The sequence below is a fragment of the Acidithiobacillus sulfurivorans genome (assembly GCF_018853815.1).
Taxonomy (GTDB): Bacteria; Pseudomonadota; Gammaproteobacteria; order Acidithiobacillales; family Acidithiobacillaceae; genus Acidithiobacillus; species Acidithiobacillus sulfurivorans.
The window spans coordinates 130,799-153,805 of sequence record NZ_JAAOMP010000036.1 but is presented as its reverse complement, the minus strand read 5'-3'; the positions used below and the strand labels follow the sequence as shown (position 1 = coordinate 153,805).

At 49.8% G+C, this 23,007-nt stretch carries 17 protein-coding genes and 2 pseudogenes; 11 read left to right on the top strand and 8 right to left on the bottom strand.

All coding sequences use genetic code 11. The features are described 5' to 3' along the window. Genes HAP95_RS04390 through HAP95_RS04380 form a run of 3 tightly spaced genes read left to right on the top strand, consistent with a single transcriptional unit; the run spans position 1 to position 3,916 of the window. Positions 1-1,515 carry a GMC oxidoreductase gene (locus HAP95_RS04390; RefSeq protein WP_215883112.1) on the top strand — a complete coding sequence of 505 codons (1,515 nt, stop codon included), beginning with the start codon at positions 1-3 and terminating at the stop codon, positions 1,513-1,515. Beyond that, positions 1,512-2,657, top strand: coding sequence for an MFS transporter (locus tag HAP95_RS04385; protein ID WP_215883111.1), 1,146 nt, complete (start codon positions 1,512-1,514; stop codon positions 2,655-2,657). Before HAP95_RS04390 ends, HAP95_RS04385 begins: the two co-directional genes overlap by 4 nt. A gap of 2 nt (positions 2,658-2,659) precedes the next feature. Beyond that, a complete protein-coding gene (locus HAP95_RS04380; RefSeq protein WP_065973824.1) occupies positions 2,660-3,916 on the top strand; it encodes an NAD(P)/FAD-dependent oxidoreductase in 1,257 nt (418 codons plus the stop codon). Positions 3,917-3,997: 81 nt separating this feature from the next. Here the strand turns inward: HAP95_RS04380 and HAP95_RS04375 are convergent, their stop codons facing one another. The 5 genes from HAP95_RS04375 to HAP95_RS04355 form a co-directional block, all read right to left on the bottom strand. After that, on the bottom strand, positions 3,998-4,933 hold the full coding sequence (locus HAP95_RS04375) for a sulfur oxygenase reductase family protein (protein ID WP_065973825.1): 936 nt from the start codon (positions 4,931-4,933) through the stop codon (positions 3,998-4,000). A 98-nt stretch (positions 4,934-5,031) separates the two neighbouring features. Next, complete coding sequence (locus tag HAP95_RS04370; RefSeq protein ID WP_024895511.1) at positions 5,032-5,202, bottom strand: CsbD family protein; 171 nt, start codon at positions 5,200-5,202, stop codon at positions 5,032-5,034. A 47-nt stretch (positions 5,203-5,249) separates the two neighbouring features. Beyond that, entirely contained in the window at positions 5,250-5,885 is a 636-nt protein-coding gene (locus HAP95_RS04365) for an ABC transporter substrate-binding protein (protein ID WP_024895510.1), read from the bottom strand. Between the two features lie 386 nt (positions 5,886-6,271). Next, positions 6,272-7,123: a DUF1641 domain-containing protein gene (locus HAP95_RS04360; RefSeq protein WP_215883110.1), complete on the bottom strand. Its 852-nt coding sequence runs from the start codon at positions 7,121-7,123 to the stop codon at positions 6,272-6,274. A 62-nt stretch (positions 7,124-7,185) separates the two neighbouring features. Beyond that, a complete protein-coding gene (locus HAP95_RS04355) occupies positions 7,186-8,472 on the bottom strand; it encodes an NAD(P)/FAD-dependent oxidoreductase (RefSeq protein WP_010638587.1) in 1,287 nt (428 codons plus the stop codon). A 532-nt stretch (positions 8,473-9,004) separates the two neighbouring features. Between HAP95_RS04355 and sat the strand changes: the two genes are divergently transcribed. After that, complete coding sequence (gene sat, locus HAP95_RS04345; protein ID WP_215883109.1) at positions 9,005-10,660, top strand: sulfate adenylyltransferase; 1,656 nt, start codon at positions 9,005-9,007, stop codon at positions 10,658-10,660. Positions 10,661-11,078: 418 nt separating this feature from the next. Here the strand turns inward: sat and HAP95_RS04340 are convergent. Continuing rightward, positions 11,079-11,561 (bottom strand): annotated as a pseudogene (locus tag HAP95_RS04340) (IS630 family transposase); the annotation flags it as partial. A 265-nt stretch (positions 11,562-11,826) separates the two neighbouring features. On the opposite strand from HAP95_RS04340, the gene HAP95_RS04335 reads away from it, so the two are divergent. Beyond that, complete coding sequence (locus tag HAP95_RS04335) at positions 11,827-13,161, top strand: IS701 family transposase (protein ID WP_215883108.1); 1,335 nt, start codon at positions 11,827-11,829, stop codon at positions 13,159-13,161. Here the strand turns inward: HAP95_RS04335 and HAP95_RS17050 are convergent. Both HAP95_RS17050 and HAP95_RS17265 read right to left on the bottom strand, forming a co-directional pair. Then, entirely contained in the window at positions 13,142-13,447 is a 306-nt protein-coding gene (locus HAP95_RS17050; protein WP_024894287.1) for a winged helix-turn-helix domain-containing protein, read from the bottom strand. The two genes, HAP95_RS04335 and HAP95_RS17050, sit on opposite strands and share 20 nt — an antisense overlap. Next, positions 13,448-13,579, bottom strand: a complete 132-nt coding sequence (locus tag HAP95_RS17265) for a hypothetical protein (RefSeq protein WP_264318813.1) — start codon at positions 13,577-13,579, stop codon at positions 13,448-13,450. 64 nt (positions 13,580-13,643) lie between these two features. On the opposite strand from HAP95_RS17265, the pseudogene HAP95_RS04325 reads away from it, so the two are divergent. The 6 genes and pseudogenes from HAP95_RS04325 to narI form a co-directional block, all read left to right on the top strand. Next, positions 13,644-14,110 (top strand): annotated as a pseudogene (locus tag HAP95_RS04325) (transposase); the annotation flags it as partial. Between the two features lie 42 nt (positions 14,111-14,152). Continuing rightward, the gene (locus HAP95_RS04320) at positions 14,153-15,589 is read left to right on the top strand and encodes an APC family permease (protein ID WP_215883107.1); all 1,437 of its coding nucleotides are present in this window, start codon (positions 14,153-14,155) and stop codon (positions 15,587-15,589) included. An 838-nt stretch (positions 15,590-16,427) separates the two neighbouring features. Continuing rightward, positions 16,428-20,183, top strand: coding sequence for a nitrate reductase subunit alpha (locus tag HAP95_RS04315; protein WP_215883106.1), 3,756 nt, complete (start codon positions 16,428-16,430; stop codon positions 20,181-20,183). Then, entirely contained in the window at positions 20,180-21,742 is a 1,563-nt protein-coding gene (narH, locus tag HAP95_RS04310) for a nitrate reductase subunit beta (RefSeq protein WP_065957866.1), read from the top strand. The genes HAP95_RS04315 and narH overlap by 4 nt, the downstream gene beginning before the upstream one ends. Further along, positions 21,739-22,290, top strand: a complete 552-nt coding sequence (gene narJ, locus HAP95_RS04305) for a nitrate reductase molybdenum cofactor assembly chaperone (protein WP_035219302.1) — start codon at positions 21,739-21,741, stop codon at positions 22,288-22,290. The genes narH and narJ overlap by 4 nt, the downstream gene beginning before the upstream one ends. Continuing rightward, a complete protein-coding gene (gene narI, locus HAP95_RS04300; protein ID WP_215883105.1) occupies positions 22,287-22,985 on the top strand; it encodes a respiratory nitrate reductase subunit gamma in 699 nt (232 codons plus the stop codon). Before narJ ends, narI begins: the two co-directional genes overlap by 4 nt. The last annotated feature ends 22 nt before the right edge of the window (positions 22,986-23,007 follow it).

Below are 23,007 nucleotides of genomic sequence, written 5' to 3'. Positions count from 1 at the left end.
ATGGATGCCGATGTCATTATTATCGGCAGCGGTGCGGGTGGCGGAACACTGGCCCGTGCCCTGGCGGACTCTGGTTTACAAATTCTGATTCTTGAACGCGGCGATTATTTACCCCGTGAATGGGGAAACTGGGATCCCCAGACAGTTTTCGGCGAACACCGCTATCATACCGATGAACAGTGGCATGATCAGGACGGCAAAGCCTTCTCACCGGTCACCGGCTATCATGTCGGCGGCAACACCAAGTTTTACGGGGCAGCCGTTTTGCGTCGCCGCGCCAAGGATTTTGCGCTTCGCCAGCATCAGGGTGGCGATACCCGAGCCTGGCCCATCACGTATAATGATCTGGCACCCTTTTATGATGAGGCCGAATCCTGGTATTTCACGCACGGCGAGGCCGGTGCCGATCCTACTGAAGCCCCCCGCAAAGCTTATCCCTACCCCCCGTTTCCCCATGATGAAGATATCGCTTTGGTGGATAAGGCTCTGCGCGAGATGGGCTATCACCCCTTTCCCCTACCCCTGGCACTCCACCGTTTGGCCGATGAACCTGAACAAAGCCCCTGCGTGCGCTGCCCGACTTGTGATGGCTTTCCCTGTATGCTCCATGCCAAGGGTGATGCGGAACTGTGCGGTGTCCGCCCCGCATTGCAACACAGTAATGTCCGGATGCTGACCGGCCATCGGGTGCGCCGTCTGATCCATGGTAAAAATGGCAAAACGGTGGAATCTGTCGAGACTGATCAGGGAAGCTTTAAGGCCCGGCTGGTGGTTTTGGCTGCAGGAGCGGTCAATAGTGCGGCTCTCCTGCTGGCTTCTGCGTCGGAAAAATATCCTTCCGGACTGGCTAACCATAGTGATCAGGTTGGGCGCAATTATATGTGCCATCTCAATAGCGCCTGCATGGCCATTAAACCGGGTCGGGAAAATCGCAGCATTTTTCAAAAAACCCTGGCTTTGAACGATTTTTATGAAGACTCCGGAGACCCGGACTATCCTTATCCACTGGGGCATATTCAGGGGCTGGGAAAGGTCACACCGGCCCTGCTCCATGCGCAGCGGCCGCTCATGCCGATTCCCATCAGCGCCTGGACGGCCAGTCATTCCGTAGACTGGTGGCTGACCACCGAAGACCTGCCTGATCCCGACAACCGGGTGACTCTGGATACCGATGGCAACATCTGTTTGGCCTGGAACCCCAAAAACCGCGAAAGTCATCGGCGCCTCTGCCAGAAATGGCGGGAGATTCTGCAGAAAGCCGGGTTCATGGGCGTATTTTTTCAGGCCATGGATATTTCTGCCACCGCCCATCAGGTCGGAACCTGCCGCTTTGGCGAAGATCCTGCCGACAATGTTCTTGATCCTCATTGCAAGGCGCATGATCTGGACAATTTGTATGTGGTGGATGCCAGCTTTATGCCCTCGATTAGTGCGATCAATCCCTCACTGACCATCATGGCCAATGCCTTGCGCGTCAGCGCGCATATTATTCAGCATGCCAAAGGCGCCCTATGAAACGCGGTCTCAGCGCCGTTTATATTGCCGGTTTTTTGCAGGGAGCTGCTTTTGTGCTGATTCCAGCACTGGGTACCACCCTGCGCAGCGCACCTTACGATATGAGTAATGCTACTTACGGCATGTTGTATTTTCCGGAAATCATCGGCGCCATATTGGCGGCTTTGAGTGCGGGGGCCATTCATAAACGCCTGGGCAGCAAGGGGCTGTTTCGTCTGGGAGCCCTTATCAATGCCGTTGCCATGGCTTTACTCGTAGCGGCTTTTTTCAGTACCGGGCTGTTCGTTGTGCTGTTACTGCTGGCTGAAACACTGATGCTCGGTATCGGGTTCGGCTTGACTAATGCCGCCATCAATCGGGCTGCGTCCCTGCTTTTTGCGGGCGCTGCGGCGGCGGCCGTCACCATTCTGAATGCCGTTATTGGCGGAGCAACTGCGGTCTCGCCCATGATTCTGACTGGTGCGCAAAGCTGGTTGAGCTGGGTGGCCTGGCCTGCCCTCATTCTTTTGCTTTGGTTCGTTCTCCTCTTATTTCCACTCGCGGAGGATACAGATACGCACGAACTGGGCGGCTTACGTGCCTGGCGACGCTCCATGATGCCCTTCGCTTTTGCGGTGGTGATTTATGCGATCTGTGAAGGCAGCTTTGGCAGTTGGGCCAATGTATTAGTCAGTGTCGACCATCACCTTCCCGCCGCGACCGGAGCCCTGGCACTATCCCTGTTCTGGGGAGGTATGACCGTTGCCCGCTTCATTTTGGGCAGCATTCCCGACCGCTTTCTTTCCCGACGCTGGGTTTATCGCCTGGCACCTATCGGTTTGGCGGCCTGCTTTATCATCATCCCCCATCTGCTCAGTGCAACGGCGCTGTTACTGGCATTTGCCCTCGCCGGTGCGGCTTGTGGTATATACTACCCCTACAGCATGGCTTTCGGAGTAGCCGCACACGGCAAAGAGGGCACGCAAATGGCTGGACTATTGGTTGGAGCGCTGATGATTGGCGAAGGCATCGGCTCTACCGGACTGGGACCACTGCAACATTTCATTTCACTGAATCAGATTTATACTTTTTCCGCCCTATGGGCGATCCCACTGCTCTGGCTGGCCTGGCGCAATAGCCGGCAGCACCAGGAAACTTCATAACCATGAGGCAGAATTCAGAGAAAATAGTGATTATCGGTGCAGGATTTGGCGGATTACATGTTGCCAGGCGTCTTGCCAAATCTGAGCACCAGGTATTGGTTATAGATTGCCACAATTATCATCTATTTCAGCCACTGCTCTATCAGGTTGCCGTAGGTGATCTGGAAAGCAATGCTATTGCATCTCCGCTGAGGCCCTTGCTGAGGGCACCGAATATTCGCTTTCATTGGGGCTGCGTTGAAAAAATCGACTGGAATGAAAACAAAATACATTGCACCGATGGCATTGAGATTTCTTGGGATAAATTAATTCTTTCCTTTGGAACCGTAACCAATTTTTTCGGAAACAAGGAAATTGCAGAGAATGCGCTTCATTTAAAAAATATAGAAGCTGCGGAGCATGTTCAAAGCAGAATTATTGCGGCCCTGGAAAAAGCCAGCTCATCTGTTTCTGAAGAAGAACAGAGGCGCCTGTTACATTTTGTCATAGCAGGAGGAGGCCCTACGGGGGTCGAATTTTGTGGTGCCCTGCTTGAATTGTTACGCATTATTATTCCTCGAGACTATCCTGAGCTTTCCCATTCCACATACCAAGTGACTTTGGTTCAGGGTGGAGACGCACTACTTCCTGGTTTTGATGAAAAATTACAAAAAAAGGCTTATGAGAAGTTGCAAAATCTTGGTGCCGATATTTTATTAGGAAAGCATGCAGATGGGTTTGATGGAAAAACAGTGCGGCTCGGAGACGTTCAAATACCAGCTGCAACGCTGATATGGACAGCCGGGGTCACTGCCCATCCTCTCATTCATCAAATACCGGGAAAAAAAATGCATAATGGGAGAATTCCTGTAGATCAACATTGCAGGCTAATAGATCACGCAAACGTCTATGTAATAGGTGATCTTGCCTATGGGGAAAATCAGGATAAGGTATGGCCACAAGTAGCCCCTTTTGCCGTTCAAAGTGCAGAACATGTAGCAAAGCATATAACTAGTGGAAAAAAGAGTGATCATCTTTCTCCATTCATCTACAAAGATCCAGGGAGTATGGCCGTACTCAAGGCCTTTGATGGCGTATGCCAAATACCCCGCTATCATCTGCAGTTGACAGGACTGCCTGCTTGGCTACTCTGGCTATTTGTACATCTCTACGGAATTATTGGTGGGCGAAACCGGATACTCGCATTATTGGACTGGGGAGCTGACTACATTCGTCACAATGCTGCAGTTACCTTGATTAGAGAAGATAAAAATAAATAACAATCAAAAAGTTAACAATAAAAACCCCTTTCAATGTATATACCGAAACATTGAAAGGGGATAATTTAACTTTTAAGAAAATCAGAATACCAGTTTTTTACGCCATTGCCCCTGTTCCATCATGGGTCCAAAAAGCATGTAGTAAGGCCCCTTATCCAAATGGGCAAGTACGCCCTCATTGTGAATCTGCCGCAACTCGTAATCCAGCATCGCATGGGCTATGCCCATATGTGCATGTTCAGGAGACTCCCATTCCATATGCACCAAGTACTGCGTTGGCTTCTGTCCCGGAATCAGTGGCTTATCAGGCACCTGACTGCCATAGTTGGTGTTGTACTCCGGTGGATTGGCACCCAGCGTGGCCTTCAGCATCCCTTTGGGATCAAACTGAAAGGATCCTATGGCAGAAACGCCAAACTGTTTCATGACCATCCAGCCGATCATGCCCGGAACATTTTCCTTCATCCAGGTGAGCGTCTCTATGGCGCCTTTTTCAAAAGCTTCCTCATGCCCGTCCATCACCCAATGGTCACCAATGGCAATACTCCGTTTTGCCGATAATGCCACTTTAGGTACGGGCTTCTGCTCTGCGAAAGACTTTCCTAAAACTGCAGGGATATCGGTCATACCCATAATCAGGGGGAGATCGGAACGAATGACTTCATAATAGGGTTCCCAGGGTCCCTCTATGACCATATCCAGACAGCTTCCACATAATTCAAAAATCTCCTTGAAGTTTTCATGATGCATCTCTTCATGCGACTTCACGTCTTTCCATACGGTGTACTGAAACATGGAAATAGGATTCAGGGTTTCATGCATATCTACAGCGCCACCACCATATCTTCCGGCCATGGGATGAATGCCCGTCTGCAATAATTGTTCAAAACCTAAAAACCCGGGATGCGAGGCCGTAGTGATACAAACCTTAGGCCCAACCTTCATCATGGTTTCATAACTTTCCGGCCGATTGGCTACTTTTGACTGATTGATGGCAATAATAGGATTTTTACTCATATATTCACCTCCAGTTGTTACTCATGGAACAATTTGGACAAGAAAATTACCGATTAGTTCATTAATAATTTTCACAATAAAGAGCGACAAGAAAACATTTAATCGGACAGCTTCTCTTTGAAGTCACCCCATTTTTCTTGTACTTCTCCTGCTTCCTTTGTGACTTTACCTTCAGCCTCTTGCTGAGCATTTCCGGTAATTTTACCGGCGACTTCTTTGACAGTACCTTTGACCTGTTTTACCCGACCTTTCACCTGTGTTTTATTCATCATAATCTCCTTTATGGATAGCGCCATTCATCCAATGAACGGAGCTATTATCGTGCTGCGTGGGCCAACATTTCCGAGCGTTTATTGATGCCATTCATCAGTGCATGGATCCCGCCTTTTTTCAGAGCACCCGTAAATTCGGCTTTCTGCATCGCCAGGTTGCTGACGCCGTCTGTCATTACATTGATAATTTTCCATTGGCCATGGTTTTGGCTGAGCAGATAATCAAACGTATTGTTTTTACCGCCATTGCCGGACTTCAACGTAGTGCTGACCATCATTCGGTGGCCAGGCACGCTATTGGAGATGGGGCTACTAAACTTTTGACCGGCGTAATGGGTGAAATGCGCGGCATAATTTGCCACAGAATAATGGGTCAGTGCCTGCACAAACTGCTTCTTTTCCGGAGCAGACAGTTTATCCCACGCGGTCCCCAGGCTGTAGTGCGCGATTTTTGAAAAATCATAGGCGTGGATCATTTCGGGATACAATGCGTGAAAACGACTCTTATAGCTACTGGATGGTCCCATTTTCATGGAGTGAATGAGCGCCATGTTGAGCTTGGCCACGACGCTGTCAGGCGCATTACCTGTTGACGCAATAGCGCTTCCTGTACCCAACATGAATATCGCTATACAAGCACCCAAAAACTTTTGGTTTTCGGTAAGTTTTGAAAATTGCATCCACATCTCCTTTATCATTTAACTACCATCAAATAGATGGAGCCTTTACGGCAGCCTGGACACCCAGCTTCTGGTTCAACAACGAGAAAAACTGTCTGGAGAGTGTCAAGCAGCGCTGATGATCCGCTAGCTTAAAGCAGATATTAGCGTCTGGATGGCTCATCTCTGAAAACCCTGAAATTTTTCTAAAACAAAAATATTTTCAACGATCTAATAATTAATTTTAGCGATATAGAGTGGTAAAAACCTGATGCTGACAGTTGGCAAACGAATGATGCTCATAAACACTCCTAATGGATTTATGTAGATTGCAGGCACCGGCTGGAGTTATTCAAGGGTCAAAATGCGTTGTTCTTCCGGTACCCTTTCCTGAAACAATAAAAAGATTAATCTTTGTGCTTGGGCAGAACACCCGCTTTTTCGAGATAAACGGGCAATACTGCCACCACGCGCATACCCCGTTGCACATCGGGATCTTTGAGCATGTGATACAGACCGGATAGTCCTCCGGCTTTGCCGGTGGCCTCATGTTCGGCAGCATCCGCAAGGGCGGCAGCCATTAATTTTCCGCTTTGCATCAGGCTCGCGGCGGAATTGACCAGCGGATTGCCTTCGCTTTTCTGCACGAATTGCCCCAGTAAGCTTTCCAGGTCAATAGTTTCAGCAAAAAGACCGATCTGACGACTGAGGTCTGCAACGCGCTGCAGGTTGCCGTCATCCTGCATCTGTTTCAGCAGGCGCAAAGCCTCGACAATGGTGGTATCAGCTGAGGTTTCCTGCCAGATATCACCCAGTTCCTTGATTTTGGCCACCACAGCACTACCTGCGGGCCCCTGAAGAAAGTCCATAAAGGCATTTATTTTCGGGATGATTTCGCCAAACATCTGCAGGGCAGATAACCATTCCGCCAAAGGCATTTCATGGAGTTTACTCAGCAGACCGGGGATGAAAGGCTTCATTAATGCTATGCTTTCAGTCACAAAAGCGGCATTTTCACGAATGAGAGACAAAAGACCGCTTTCACGCAGGACTTTAAGCGTATCAAGCAACTCTTCAATGCTCCCTTCCAGATCGTAGCTTTCATTCCATGTGCCGGCTTTGAGCGCCAGGTCCATGGGAAGGTTTCCTGCCGGGCTACCCATAAAGCTTTCGCTACCATGGGCAAGGTCGCCCAAGCGGGCAAGACCTGCCCATTGTTCTGGTGTGAGTTGAGGGGTGAAAGATTCTTGTGCTACCATAATGCATCTCCCTTGATTTATATCATGCCAATAGTAAAAGAGGGCCTCGCGGCCCTCGTTTTTCAGGCTGCGAAGAGTTTTTCGGCCAGTAATTTAGAAGCATCAAGCCCCCATTCCGGCATTTTACCTTTCGTCTTGAAGAAGAGATTTTTGTACTGCATTTTCAGCAAGAAGGGCATATGGCCCATTTTCAGAACCTGATCAGGACCACCAAACCAGCTGTTGGAACGAATATAAAAGGCCTGATTATTCCCCATGTCACCAATACAATAGACTACGGGTTCCAGAGGCTTGTCGGCTTCCGCCGGAGCCATTTTCCCCAGATCCTTGGCGATTTGCTTGGCGACAATTTCGCTTTGGGCGTGACCAATTCCGCCCAGCTTCGGCACCGTAATGGCAGCCGCGTCACCTGCTGCAAACACATTGGGATACTTGGGATTACGCATGGTCACATCGGTTACCACAAAGCCTTCATTATCACTGATGGGCAGTCCCTTCATGAAATCATGAGGAACCCAGTCCGGGAAAACCAGTTTTAATTCGGCTTCAATATTTTTACCACTGGCCAGTTCAATACCGTCCTTGGTTATCCGAGTAATATCTTTGGCTTCATTAACATAATTAAAACCCATGCCCCCGGCGATTTCGAGAAGCTTGCCCACTACTTTTTCACCAGCATCTTCAGCAATCAGGGAAGCTGGGGTAAACACCGTGACTTTATCGGGACCACCCTTGCCGTGCTGACCTAACCAGGTAGCCATGGACAACATGGTTTCCACGGGCGGGCCTTCACAGGCGGCTTCGGCAGTGGGGAAAGCATGACCACCATATAACTTGATGTCTTTGGTCCCATCGCCTTGATGGAAACGGGCAGAACCAATGGCTACCGGACCACCTTTGTATTCATGGGCCAGGAAGTGACGTAATTTGTTACCGTAGTAAAAATCGCTGACCGTATGGCCGTGTTCGGCAAAACCTTCGATTTTATCATAGGCCAGACGATTACCTACGGCGACAACCAGATAGTCATAAGACATGCTTTCGGGCGCAGCACCGGGACGCTCATTCGGTACAAAATCCACACGCTTGGCATCCGGATCAATGGCTTTGATTTCGGCCTGAATAAAACCAATATCATCTTCATCCAAAGTGCTCGGGATATCCATCGCCAGGGTTTTACTGGGATCGCGTCCCTCAAATACTTCGGCGGGCACATTAGGCACAAATAACAAGAAATTCTTACGATCAATAACGGTGATACGCACCGACTCTCCACACAGTTCACGCACTTTTTGTGCTGAAGCGAGACCAGCAAAATTACCACCAAGAACGACAACATGAGGCTTCATAGGTGTTCCCTCCGTTTTTTCGTCGTGAAATTGCAATAATCAACATCCAAATTGAATGAATGTCTCCTTATTGAGAGTAGTAGATAATCTCAAAAAATCAACAGTGCTTATCCGGTTGTCGCAGACATCCATGAGATGCTGAACAACCAGTTTATTGAATCTGTCCGAATCATTCCGTATACTCGCCTCTCGGTTAAGCAGTTGTGAATTTCATCAATTACTGCTAAGTTTTGCCAATCATTGATGCACTCGATGATAATAAAGAGCATCAGAATCAACATGGTATGACACTCTTGCACAGTTCAATCTGTAGAACTACTGCTGGAAGGCATTGATGTTAACAGACCCAAAAGCATTACCTTGGACAAGTTATTTTGATCTTTGGCAGCCATGCGCACGCTAATGGCTCAGGCTGAAGCCGAAGTCGCTGCCGTTGCCGCCATTTGCACCGAGGGCAATGCAGAGCAATGGGCAGAAGTCATCGCGCTGGCCCACCTGCCCGTTTTTCCACTAAGCGCCTGAACGCCTTCCCATGAAAAATAATGCCGTACATGTACTGACGCTGCGCCAGCGTTGTGATCTTGAGTTGCTGCTGACGGGCGCATTTGCGCCACTGACGGGCTTTCTGGATCAGGCCGACTGGCAATCCGTGGTGGAAAATATGCGCCTTCGGGATGGTACACTTTGGCCCATCCCTGTTGTGCTGGATGTAGATGATGCTCTGGGCAGCACTTTGCGTGCGGGTGACCGTTTGCGCCTGGAACGCAGCGACGGCACACCACTCGCCGCCTTGACGGTCTCGGAGTGTTATCAACCGGACAAAAAACTGGAGGCCGAGGCAGTTTATGGCAGCACGGACAGAAACCATCCCGGGGTAGCGGAGCTGTTTGACCGGGGTTCCTGGTATGTGGGGGGTACGGTCACACCCTGGGATGCCCAGACGCTCAGCCGGGCTGCTGCGGTGGAGTTTCCGCCTGAATATCAGACTCCCGCGCAACTGCGTGCCCAGTGGACGGGACAGCACCCGGTGGTTGCCTTCCAAACCCGTAATCCTCTGCATCATGCCCACATTGCCGTCACCCGGGCGGGTCTGGAGCAGGCCGGAACGGGTGCCAAACTCTTGCTGCACCCCGCCATCGGGCCCACCAAACCCGGAGACATAGAGGCCGCCTATCGCATGCGGGTGTACCGCGCCGTACTGGATCATTATCCGCAGGGGCAGGCGTTGCTTTCTCCCCTGCCCTTGGCCATGCGCATGGCCGGGCCCCGCGAGGCTCTGTGGCACGCTCTGATCCGGAGCAATTTTGGTGCGACTCATTTTATTATCGGGCGGGGCCATGCAGACCCTGGTGCTTCTGCTGGTGGCCTGTTTTATCCCACTTTTGCTGCCCAGGAACTATTTGCCCGGCACGCACAGAAAATGGGTATTTCCGGCATATTCCTCCCGGAATTCGCCTACTCTCCCACCCGACGCCAATACGTTCCGGTCAGTGAAGCCAATGGTGAAGCCCTGGCAGGCATCTCGGGGACCGAATTGCGCCGCAAGCTCGCCAACCGCGAGGAAATTCCCGAATGGTTTTCTCCCCCGGAGGTGATCAGAATTTTGCGTCAGGCTTATCGTGGCGCGGATCGACGCGGGTTGGTCATCTGGTTTACGGGCCTTTCCGCCAGTGGCAAAAGTACGCTGGCGGGGATGTTGGTGCGACAGCTCGAAGCGGAGGATGAACGTGCGGTAACCATGCTCGACGGCGACATTATCCGCCGTTTTCTGTCCAAGGGCTTAAGCTTCAGTCGCGACGATCGCGATGAAAATATCCGCCGTATTGGTTTTGTCGCCAGTCTGGTGGCACGCCACGGCGGCATTGCGGTGGTAGCAGCCATTTCTCCTTATCGACAGGCACGCGCTGAAGCCCGACGCCTGGTGGAAGAAGCGGGCGGGCTTTTTCTGGAGGTGCATGTAGCGACGCCCCTGGCGCTCTGTGCCGAACGTGACCCCAAGGGGCTTTACGCCAAAGCTTTGCGCGGAGAAATCAAAGGATTTACGGGCGTAGATGATCCCTACGAAGAACCCGAACACCCGGATTGCGTGGTGAATCACGCCCAGCAGGAGCCTGCAGCAGCCCTGGCAGCCCTGATGGATTTGCTGCATCGTTCCGGAGCCGTGAGCGACCACGTTGCCGGGCGCTGAATTCTCACCGCATGGATACCCTGCAACTGGCCGCCGCTGCGCAATTTTTCCAGCAACAGCTGGCTAGACAATGCATCCATATATGACTTGCATCAATTGCTGCTGCCTTCCACGAATTGTTGCAACATCCAATGATGTAAACCCTTTTTTCTGAATGTCAGTCAGTTTGGTAGCAACCATTCTTGGTATTATGTAGTAACGATCGTTGTGACAGACGCCGACCATGTAATTCCAATTATTAATTCGGCCCTTAAATACCCGACATAGCATAGCGGGCAGAAGGGTGGCGAAAATAGCTGGCGACCTTTTGTGGCATTTGGCACAGACGATCCATGAAAGCCGTTGCCTTTGCCATTAAAGAGTTTTTGTCCGTACTGACTGCACCTGTGCGCAGAGCAGTTTTGAAATCCCGATTCAGTTATTCGTCGGGGTTGGATTCTGGCGCATAGGGCGGCAGAAAGGCCAGTTCAATGCGGTCTTTTTTATCTGCCAGCCAAACCGTTACCACTTTGGCATGATGGGCCCGCAGATTATCGACGACCAGATAGATTTTCTGGGGCGCGTCCTGAATCAAGGCGGTGAGAAAAGAGATGAAACGCTCCGCATCAATGCTGCCTTCGACAATCTGGAAAGCGACTTTGCCCTGCGGAGAAATCGCCGAGATCATGGAGAGCGTGGTCCATCGGGCGGGAACCGCCAATACCAGCGTTTGTCCCCGAGGCGTATACCCGCGCACCCAATGGACATCTTCCTTGACGGTCGTCTCGTCCCCCCAATAAATCACCGCTGCCTCTTGGGCCGCTTGTGCGCGCAGGCGGGGATAATCCTGTTCCAACCACTGACGGACTGCTCCTGGATTCTGCTCCAATGCCCTTTTGACAGGGCGTTGCGGAGTGAAGCCCCAACGTTTGAGACTGAAGTTTCACCGTTTGAGACTGAAGTTTCACCGTTTTTCCGCGAGGAAAATCGGCATGGTTAACAAAAAGGCCGGTCATTAAATATTATTATTTATATATGAATTATACTTATTAACGCGCTATTTGGTTACCCTGTTTTTTTGTTTTATTTCTTGTGAATCAGCCAGATAAGAATGAACAGAACCGCCTTCCGCGATATAATGAATGTTCATTAACTCACTGATTATAAAACGCAAGAGGCCCTGTTCGATGTCCATGCTACGCGATTTACTCCTCCCTTTCCAATCGGCATTTTCGGATTCGCGACTAGGGCGCGAACGGGCTCACTGGTTCCTCTTTATCCTGTTGGCTATCATGGTCCCCTTCACCTCCTCCATGAGCAGCAATCTGCTGCGCTCCCTGCAGACCCTCTTTGGTCTGGATGTGAACGCCCGCCGTTTCTACCTCTTCATGGCCTCCACCCAACTGGCCTGGGATCGCCTCTGGCCGATTGCCTGGAATCTGATTCCGTCCCCGCTGGTCGATGGGCGACTGATCTTGGCCCTCGATGACACCCTCAACGACAAAACCGGCAAGCGGATCTTCGGCTGCGGCTTTTTCTTCGATCATACCGCCAAGGTGAATCATCCCACTTATCCCTGGGCACAGAATATCGTCATGCTCGGCCTGCTCAAGCCCATCAAAGGCCGCTGGGCCTGTCTGCCGCTGGGCTGTCGCTTCTACCATCGGCAGAAGGACATTGCGGCCGGCAAGATTAACGTCCGCCGTCATGGACGGGTGCCGGTCTTTCAGTCAAAAATGGCCCAGGCTGCGGCCATGATCCTGCCGGTGGCTACCCATTTCAGCGGCCACTCTCCTCTGATCGTCTGCGACAGCTGGTTCGGGAACAATGGCCTGTGGAAACCCCTGAATGCAGCGGAACCATCCATCCACCTGTTGTCCCGCTTGCGCAGTAGTACGGTCCTATATGCAGAGCCAGCGGATGCGGCCCGGACCGCCAAGGGTCGGCCCCGCAAATATGGGGATCGTTGCGGTTCAGTGACCGAGCTGGCGACGTCTTTGCGGGCGCAGGCGCAAAAGTACACGGCCCAGCTTTATGGCAAAGCGCGGGAGATACGCGCCTATGATCAGATCTTCCTGCTCAAAACCCTGCGCTGCCCGGTACGGGTGGTCTGGGTCTTTCGCAAAACCCAGTGGGTGGCGTTCTTCACGACAGATCTGACTCTCTCTGTCACCCAAATCGTCGAATACTATGGGGCCCGCTGGAAAATCGAAGCCGGCTTCAAAGAAATCAAACAAGAAATCGGGAGCGCCCGCACCCAGACCCGGACCGCTGATGCCGTCACCAACCATCTCCATTTCTGCTTGCTCGCCACCACCCTGACCTGGATTTACGCCGACCGGATCACGGCCGATCCCAAACGCCGCCATATCGTCAAGGGACGGACCAGTTTCGCCTTCTCCGATGTCCGCAAACTGATTGCAGATGAAGCACTCTCCGACCATTTTCTGGGACTTTGGCCCCATCTCTGCCAACCCCCTCATAAATCATTCACGCAGATGCTCATGCGTATGGTGGCGTAGCATTCGGCAAACTGTATCTCATGGAAATTGGTGAAACTTCAGGTTTGAGATACTTACCCACCAGACGCTCCCGTAGATCCACCCCAAAATGGTCTCGAATCAGCGCGCGTATCGCCGGTCGCGTCCAGAGCGCAAAAGGCAACTTTATTTGCTGAGGGTTACCCTTGACGATCTGATCGCGTATCCAGGCCTCGGCGGCCAGGGTCAGTTTGCGACAGGCACCTACCGGCCGACCCCGGCGCTTCTCTCCCAGCCCTTTTTCTCCTTCTGTACGCGCCCGCGCCAATCAGCCTTTAATGGTCGTGGGATGTGCGCCAGATACCTTGGTCAACTCTTTCACGCTCATCCCGGATTGCTTGCGCAGACGAACCACCATCTGGCGAAGCATCCGCCTCCCTTCCATCGTCAAGCTGCGCACGTCGATCCTTTCCATGCTCTAAGTATTATCACAGGATGGTCGTGTATTTAAGGGCCGGGTTAATAATGAAGCCGTGGACCATGTCCACCGCTCGGAAGCGCTCACCCGGCCAGATCTCAAAAAGACGCGCTGGGTATGGCTCAAGAATGACCGCAACCTGAAAGCGAAACTGCAGGAATCACTCCAGAACCAGAACCTCAAGACTGAGCAGGCCTACCAGTATCGCCTGGCCTTCCAGGACATCTATACGATCAAGAATCGCCACCAGGGTGCCCCACTTTTGAAAGCCTGGTTGGAAAGCGCCAAGTCCAGCTGCTTGACGCCTATCGTCAAGTTCGCCTACACCATCATGAACCATTGGGATAGCGCACTCCGCTGGTCTGAGAGCCAAATCAATAACGGAATTTTTGAAGGTTTCAACAGTCTCATCCAATCCGCCAAGGCGAAAGCGCGGGGTTACCGTACCCACAAGAACTTTATCAGCATGGCTTATCGATCCTGGGTAAACTGGATCCTAGGCTACCCACTTAAAATGTCGAGAAACCAGCTTTCTCCATCCATTAAGGAGTGATTTTGGACACACAGAAGCCTGATTTAGTAACCGCCCGTACCAGTACTCCCGCTATTCCCGTCAAAGGGCGTTCCATTGGAGTGGTTACGCTTACGATGATGACGGCCGCATTGTTTTTTACGTTACGGAACATGCCAATGATGGCCGGCACTGGTCTGCAAATGGTTTTCTTCAATATCGTGACCGTGTTTGCCTTTCTGATTCCCATTGCCCTGGTCGCAGCTGAACTGGCTACTGCCTGGCCCAAAAATGGCGTATTCCACTGGATTGAAGAGGCCTATGGCACTTCCTGGGGATTTACAGCGATCTGGTTGCAATGGGCCCAAAGCATATTCGGCATTGCCTCCATTCTGGCCTACGTTGCTGTCAACTTATGCTATGCATTCGATCCGCAGCTGGCCACCAATCGCTGGTTTATTTTTGGGATCATTCTTGTGGTTTACTGGGGAGCTACGGCCGCTAACATGCGTGGGACGCGAACATCCGGAATGATTTCCACAGTCTGCCTCAGCAGTGGCGTCCTCTTACCCAGTGCAGTACTGATCATCATGGCTGTATTCTATATCATTCAAGGAAACCCCATTTATCTGAAGCTTGCACTCACTGCAGATAACTGGTTGCCATTGGTGAATCCTGAACATCATCTGCTGCTTTTTCTCAGTTTTATTTTCGGGGTAGCCGGTATTGAGGTATCTGCCGGGCATGCCCGGGAAGTCAGAAATGTACGGCGCAACTATCCCATTGCGGTCTTTTCCGCCGCAATTCTGGGCTTTGTCGTAACATTGTTGGGAGGCCTGGCTATCGCAGTAGTCGTACCAATAGCTCATTTAAACATGGTCTCTGGAACTATCCAGGCTTTACAGGCATTGTTTAGCACCTGGCATTTGAGTTTTTTGCTGCCCCTGGCCGCTTTTCTTGTGGCTTTTGGCGCTGCGGGCCAAGTCAGTACCTGGATTTTAGGACCGATTAAAGGGATGTGGGCCGCCTCACAAAGCGGTATTCTGCCTGCCTCTTTCCAGGAAGCCAACCGGCATGGAGTACCGCGTAATCTCCTTTTGTTGCAAGCCGTTTTTATGAGCGTGGTAGCCCTGCTCATTCTGGTGATGCCGGTCAATACAGCCTTTCTGCTGCTGACCTCTCTGGCCGTTGTACTCTATTGCTTCATGTATCTGTTACTTTTTACGGCTGCCATCCGATTGCGTTACACACATCCAGATGTGCCGCGACCCTATCGCGTTCCGGGTGGCCGCAACTGGGGGCTCTGGCTGGTTGCCGGAATTGGCTTTATGACTTCACTCGCCTGTCTGTTTATCGGCCTGATCCCTCCGGGACATATGGCAGAGAACATTTATGCTCCCTCCATGATAGGTGCTTTAATTCTCATGATTCTTATCCCGTTGGGTTGGTATCGCTATCGAAGGCAAATTGTGCCAGCTTAATGGGTTGTAGATCGATATTTAACTCTCTATAAGGAGATTTCCCTATGCCATCCTCCCTTTCTTCACAAACCATTTCTTTCTGCACGACCGATAGCGTAAAACTGGAGGCAGATATTTATCCTGCGCAGAATCCCTGGTGTGTGCTGGATAGCCTGAGTGTCGAGACTCTAGATGGCCGGAAGCTCATATTTGACGATCACATAACTACCAGAAGATGAGCTAGATGGTAACTTTTTTGGGACCCCGATGAAGTTTTTGTTCTGGCGTCGGGTCCTTCATGCCTGAACTGGAGGCTTCAATGATCGTGGCAGAAACGTTGTCGGCATCGAAGTAAAGGAGCGGATTTCGGCCCAATCTTCAACTCCGTGCCGGGCAAACTCAATCTCTAAACCCCACACCATAACAAAACTTTGCTATAATCTGGGGTGTTTAGTGGTTTTTGACGTCCACCTAAAGATATAAGGTCTATGATTATCAAAGCAATATGCTGCGCCTGTGGCGCCGAAGCGATTTCTTTACCAGAATTAACTCAAATTCAAGTAGAGACTTTGTGTATTCAGCCTCTGCATTGGTCTGAATGCGCAACATGCTCATTCTTTGGGCTGTTCTCATGCTGGCGGCCTATAACTCTGCGTTATTGCGAGGGAGAATCAATGCTACATACTGAATTGGTGTCTACAGGAAAATTATCTAAGGAACAGGTTTCTACTACCGAAAAGAATAAAAAATATTCAAAGCAGACTCAGGCGTGGTCAGAAAGCATGTTGTGCGCATGAATTAAGTTTATAAGCCTATCCTATAGGCTGAGGCGGCTGAAACATTATCGAAGGAGTTCTTTATGAGTCATTTGCTGGATCGCCTGAAGTATTTAGTTCGTTACCACGAATCCTTCTCGGATGGACATGGTGTCAAATTGCAGGATGATCGCCTCTGGGAAGACGCATATCGGCATCGCTGGCGGTATGACAAGGTAGTACGCACGACGCATGGTGTAAACTGTACAGGCGGTTGCAGTTGGAATGTCCATGTCAAAAACGGACTGGTTGTTTTTGAGATGCAGGCACACGATTACCCGCAAACGCGTCCAGACCTACCCAACCACGAACCTCGCGGTTGTCAACGTGGTGCCAGTTTTTCCTGGTATTTATATAGTCCTCATCGTATCAAATACCCCATGATCCGTGGACGGTTGCTGGAGCTATATCGCCATGAAAGAGCCACGGGGAAAGATCCAGTAGAAGCTTGGAGAGCCATTCAGGAAGACCCAAAAAAACGCAGTAGTTACATCGCAGTGCGTGGATTGGGTGGTTTCGTCCGCAGTAGCTGGGATGAAATCAACGAAATCATTGCGGCTGCGAATATTTATACCATATTACGTTACGGACCTGATCGTATCGCCGGATTCTCCGTCATTCCTGCAATGTCGATGATCAGCTACGCTGCTGGAACACGGTATCTTTCATTGATTGGGGGCGTACCACTGAGTTTCTATGATTGGTATTGCGACCTCCCACCATCTTCACCTCAAGTCTGGGGAGAGCAGACCGACGTACCAGAATCAGCCGATTGGTATAATTCTACCTATATCATCGTAGCTGGAACCAATATTCCGGCGACACGTACCCCTGATGCCCATTTTTATTCTGAAGTCAGATATAAAGGTACCAAAGTCGTCGCGATAGCCCCAGATTATGCGGAATACGTAAAATTTGCCGATGAGTGGTTACCTGTACGAGCGGGCACCGATGCTGCTTTATTTTTAGCAATGGGTCATGTGGTATTACAGGAATTCTTTTTGCAAAAAAAGACATCCTACTTTCAAGATTATGCAAGACAATTCACTGACCTGCCGATGCAAATACTCTTAAGACCGTTGGATGATACCCGATACACCAGCGATCGCTTTTTACGGGCCTCTGATTTTGATAATCAGCTGGGTCAAAATGAAAATCCCGAATGGAAAACTATCGTTTATGATTCGAAAAGCGAGAGTTATCGATGCCCCAAAGGATCCATAGGTTTTCGGTGGAGTCAAACTGAGGGTAACTGGAACCTGCTACAAGAAGATGCGACAACGAATGAATGCATTGAAGCAGAATTATCCTGCTTAGGGTTACAAGATATCGTGCTCCAAGTGGTTTTCCCTGATTATGGCAATAGTGACGGCCAAGCAAAGCTGGTTGAACGCAAGATCCCGGCGCGCCGTTTACAAACTACGCATGGTGAACAATTTGTTTGTTCCGTCTTTGATCTGTTGCTTGCACAATATGGCGTCAACCGTGCCGAAATCGAAGGCACGACCGATGCAAACTATACAGATAGCAATCAGCTTTTCACTCCAGCTTGGCAGCAAGGCATTACCGGTATTCCACAAGAGAATTGCATAAGAATCGCGCAAGAGTTTGCGGAAAACGCCGTGCTTACACAAGGGAAGTCCATGGTGATTGTCGGTGCCGGAACCAATCATTGGTACCATAACGATATGAATTATCGGTCAATTATTAATCTTGTGCATCTTTGTGGATGTGTTGGTCAAAGTGGTGGAGGCTGGGCACATTATGTTGGTCAGGAAGCACTTCGACCCCAGGCTGGGTGGTTACCTTTGGCTTTTGCCAGCGATTGGCATCTACACTCGCGCCAAGCAGCGGGGACTAGTTACTGGTATTTACATACGGACCAATGGCGCTATGAGCGCGTCACCGCTGATAGCCTCATGCATCCTGCCGCAAAAGCCAGCTACAAAGGCCATACCTTGGCAGATTACAATATTGTGGCCGAGCGTTTGGGATGGCTTCCCGCCGCACCCCACTTTCAAAGTAACCCATTAGATATCGCCGAAGCCGCCAGCCAGGATTCAAAAGGTGTTGCGGATTATGTTGCTCATGAACTTCATAACGGACATCTCACTTTTGCCAGTGAAGATATTGACCACCAAGAGAATTGGCCGCGCAATCTGTTCGTCTGGCGCAGTAACCTGATCGGTACCAACGCGAAAGGTCATGAATACTTTCTCAAGCATCTTCTCGGGGCCGAAAATGCCGTGCTGGGAGAAGATGGCTCGGGCAGAGCTTCGCAAGAAATCCAGTGGCACGAGAAAGCCCCCGTTGGCAAACTGGACTTAATGATAGATATCAACTTTAGGTTAAATAGCACTGGGGCCTATGCGGATATTATCCTGCCAACGGCTACATGGTACGAAAAGGACGACCTGAACACCACAGACATGCATCCCTTCATCCACCCTCTTGGTGCTGCAGTGGATCCAGGTTGGGAAAGTCGCAGCGATTGGCAGATTTTTCGGCATTTAGCCAAAAGCTTTTCAACACTTGCTGAAAAACATCTCGGGAAAAGAAAGGATTTGCTTGCTATTTCACTACTTCACGATACCCCTAATGAGCTGGGACAAGCTGTGGGAGTCAGCGATTGGAAACGTGAAGGAAAAATTCCAGAGCCTGGACGTACTTGTCCAAATTTTGAAATTGTGGAACGTGATTATCCGCATATTTATGAACAGTACAGCAGCATTGGACCGCTGCTGGCCACTCACGGCAATGGTGCAAAGGGCGAGCATTGGGAGACCGGGCAAGAAATTTCGGAATTGCTGGCGATTAACGGAACATTCCCTTCTTCAGGAAAGGGTAAAGAAGACGCTCGCCCCTCCCTTGAGAGTGATATCAACGCATGCAATATGGTTCTTCATCTCTCCCCGGAGACTAACGGAGAAGTGGCGCATAAAGGATGGCTGTCGTTGAGCACCAAAACTGGACTTTCTCTAACCAAACTTGCCAACGATCGCCGGGGTGAGAAATTTAGCTTTCATGACTTGCAAGTACAACCCCGAAAGGTGATTTCATCTCCTTCATGGAGTGGGCTGATGTCGGAAGAAGTCAGTTACAATGCTGGATATGTAAATGTGCACTATGCCACGCCCTATAGAACACTCACCGGACGTGGTCAGTTTTATCTGGATCATGAATGGATGTTGGATTTTGGTGAAGGTCTTTGTACCTATCGCCCGCCCTTAACCACACACGCCGTCGCAGGCTTGCCTGAGGCCATCGCCCAACTGGGTGGCATCGTATTACGGTTTCTTACGCCACACGACAAATGGGGAATTCATAGCACCTATCATGACGATTTGCGCATGATGCATCTTTCCCGAGGGGGTCCCCATATCTGGCTCAGCGAGAAAGATGCCGATCAGCTTAAAATATCTGACAACGACTGGTTAGAAGCAGTTAATGAAAATGGTGCCCTTATGGCACGTGCGGTGGTGAGCCAACGCATTCCAGAAGGGGTGGCCATCATGTATCACCAACAGGAAAAAACACTGAATGTTCCAGGTGCGCCAAGCACAGGTAAACGTGGTGGCATCAATAACAGCGCTACACGAGTAATTGTAAAGCCGACCCATATGATCGGTGGCTATGCACAACTCGCCTGGACACTGAATTATTATGGACCTGTCGGAAGTCAGCGCGATGCTGAAGTACTGATCCGCAAGGTAGACGATGCACAAATCTCGTGGATGGAAAAGCAGTTAGGCTCGGATCTAGAGAAAGAACTGCGTCAAACAGTGGAGGAAAGTCAATGAAAGTACGTGCACAATTTGCTCTCGTTTTTAATCTAGATAAGTGCATCGGTTGTCATACATGCTCGGTGACCTGCAAAAATACCTGGACCAACCGTCGAGGAACGGAATATATCTGGTTCAATAATGTCGAAACCAAACCAGGAATAGGTTATCCCAAAAACTGGGAAAATCAAGACCAATGGCATGGCGGGTGGATATTGAAGAATGGTAAGTTATCCCTAAAACAAGGTGGTCGTTTCTGGGAGCTGATGACTATTTTTGCCAATCCACATTTACCCGAGATTTTGGACTACTACGAACCTTTTACGTACGACTATGCACATCTCCTCAATGCACAATTATCAGAAACAGCACCGGTCGCACGCCCAGTTTCACTGGTGAGCGGTCAGGTTATGGAAAAAATTGAATGGAGTGCGAACTGGGAAGATCAATTGGGTGGTACTTATCAAACGCGATCTGTAGATTACAATCTTAGAGATGTCCCAGGCAAAGACCTTTTGGGGGAATTCGAGAAAACCTTTCTTTTTTATTTACCACGCATGTGTAACCATTGCTTAAATCCGGCCTGCGTTGCTGCGTGCCCTTCTGGGGCCATTTATAAACGAGAAGAGGATGGCATTGTTCTTATTGATCAGGATCGCTGTCGCGGTTGGCGTATGTGTATCTCTGCGTGCCCATATAAAAAGGTATATTTCAATTGGGACTCCGGTAAATCGGAAAAATGTATTGCTTGCTATCCCCGAGTTGAATCAGGATTGCCAACTATCTGCTCAGACACCTGTGTGGGACGTATACGGTACAATGGCATTATGTTGTACGATGCGGACCGCATTGCTGAACTGGCCGGCACGACTGAAGAACAGGATCTTTATGAAGCACAAATGAACATTTTTCTTAACCCGCACGATCCAGAGGTAATCGCACAAGCACGCCTCGATGACGTTCCTGATTCCTGGATTGATGCAGCACAGCGCTCGCCTATTTACAAAATGGCGATGGACTGGAAAATAGCACTACCTTTGCATCCTGAATTCCGAACCCTCCCCATGGTCTGGTATATCCCACCTTTATCACCTATGGGGCGCGAAATATCACCACGAAATATTCCGAGTAAGGCAGAGGACATAATCCCCCGCTTGGAATCATTGCGTATACCAATCGACTATCTAGCCAGTCTTTTTACGGCGGGGAACCATAAGCCAGTAATCGCATCGTTGAAAAAACTCATTGCAATGCGAGCCTATCAGCGCAGTCTACATGTTCAAGGCGTGCCTAATACAGAGGTTTTAGACGGAGCCGATTTGGACGAGGCCACCGCTCAGGATATGTATCGGTATCTGGCCATAGCCAATTATGAAGATCGGTTTGTGATCCCTACCAGCCATCAGGAAACCATGATGGATGATCCATACGATTTTCAAGGACAAAATGGCTTTGTGTTTGGTAACGAAAGTAGTGTGGGTATCAGCGCTGGAGAGCTATTCCCAAGGCGTCGCAAAGAAACACCAGCGGCGAACGTGCAGCCGCTCCATTTCGTTCGGCACCGGGGAAACGTATGAGTATCTTTCATCAACCCATTTTGCACGTTGTGGCACTGCTACTGGATTATCCAGACGACGAACTCCTACAGAACCTACCAGAGATCGCCTTCGCACTAGAATCACTAGACAATGCGCACAAGAAAGAAGTTATTATGTTGCACGATCATATAAAGTGGATGCAAAGTCTGGCCCCTTTGCAATTAGAAGCTTTATATGTGAATACATTTGACTGGAATCCCAGTTGCGACCTGCATCTGAGTAATCACATCCTTCCTGAGGATGATCGTGGCCGAGGCGACGTTCTCGTCCGACTTCTTGAATACTACTCTACTTATGGATGGGCTCCAGGTGCTCGGGCGTTGCCAGACTTCCTACCTGTTGTTTTGGATTTCGCGGCAACCTTAGAGATAGAGGAGTCTTACATCTTTCTGAGCAGCGCAGACGAAAGTATTCAGATATTGCGAAACAATCTTTCAGAAATACAGAGTCCCTATGCCCGTTTATTAGAACCAGTACTGTATCGCAGTCATTTTCTTTCACCTATTTCATCAGGAGTTTCTGTATGATCTGGTCTTGGAATACCTTCTTGTTTGGCATCTATCCTTACATAGCCGGAACAATATTCTTGTTGGGTTCAATTATTCGCTATGAACGTGAGCAAGCCGGCTGGACTAGTTATTCCAGCCAAATTTTGGCATCGAAACGCTATATGATGTGGGCGAGTAATCTCTGGCATATAGGCATACTGACGCTTTTTCTCGGTCATTTTACTGGACTTCTGACCGACATTCTGGAATGGCTAGGTTTAGATCCTGTCGAGCATCAATGGCTTGCTGCTAGCGCAGGTATCACAGCCGGAGTGGTGGCAATGGTTGGTGGAGTCATGCTTTTATTACGCAGAGTGCTTGATCCAAAAGTGCGTTACGCTAGTCGCCCTATGGATATTATTATATTAGTATGGTTATTGATAACACTTTGCTTTGGTTTGGGCACCCAATTCATCAGTGTGCCCGAAGTGATTCATGATCATGTCCAAAATATGGAAATACTTATTCATTATGTTCGAAGCATTGCCGAGTTTCAAGCCAATCCGCAACTCATTATAAACATTCCATTGATCTATAAGGTGCACATGTTTTGTGGATTTACTGTATTTCTCCTTTTTCCTTTCAGTAGGCTTGTGCATATATGGACCGTACCATTAAATTATGTTGTCAGGCCTTATCAGTTGGTACGCTCAAAGATTCGTTCCGTCGTTTAATAGAGAGAATACATCTTCTATT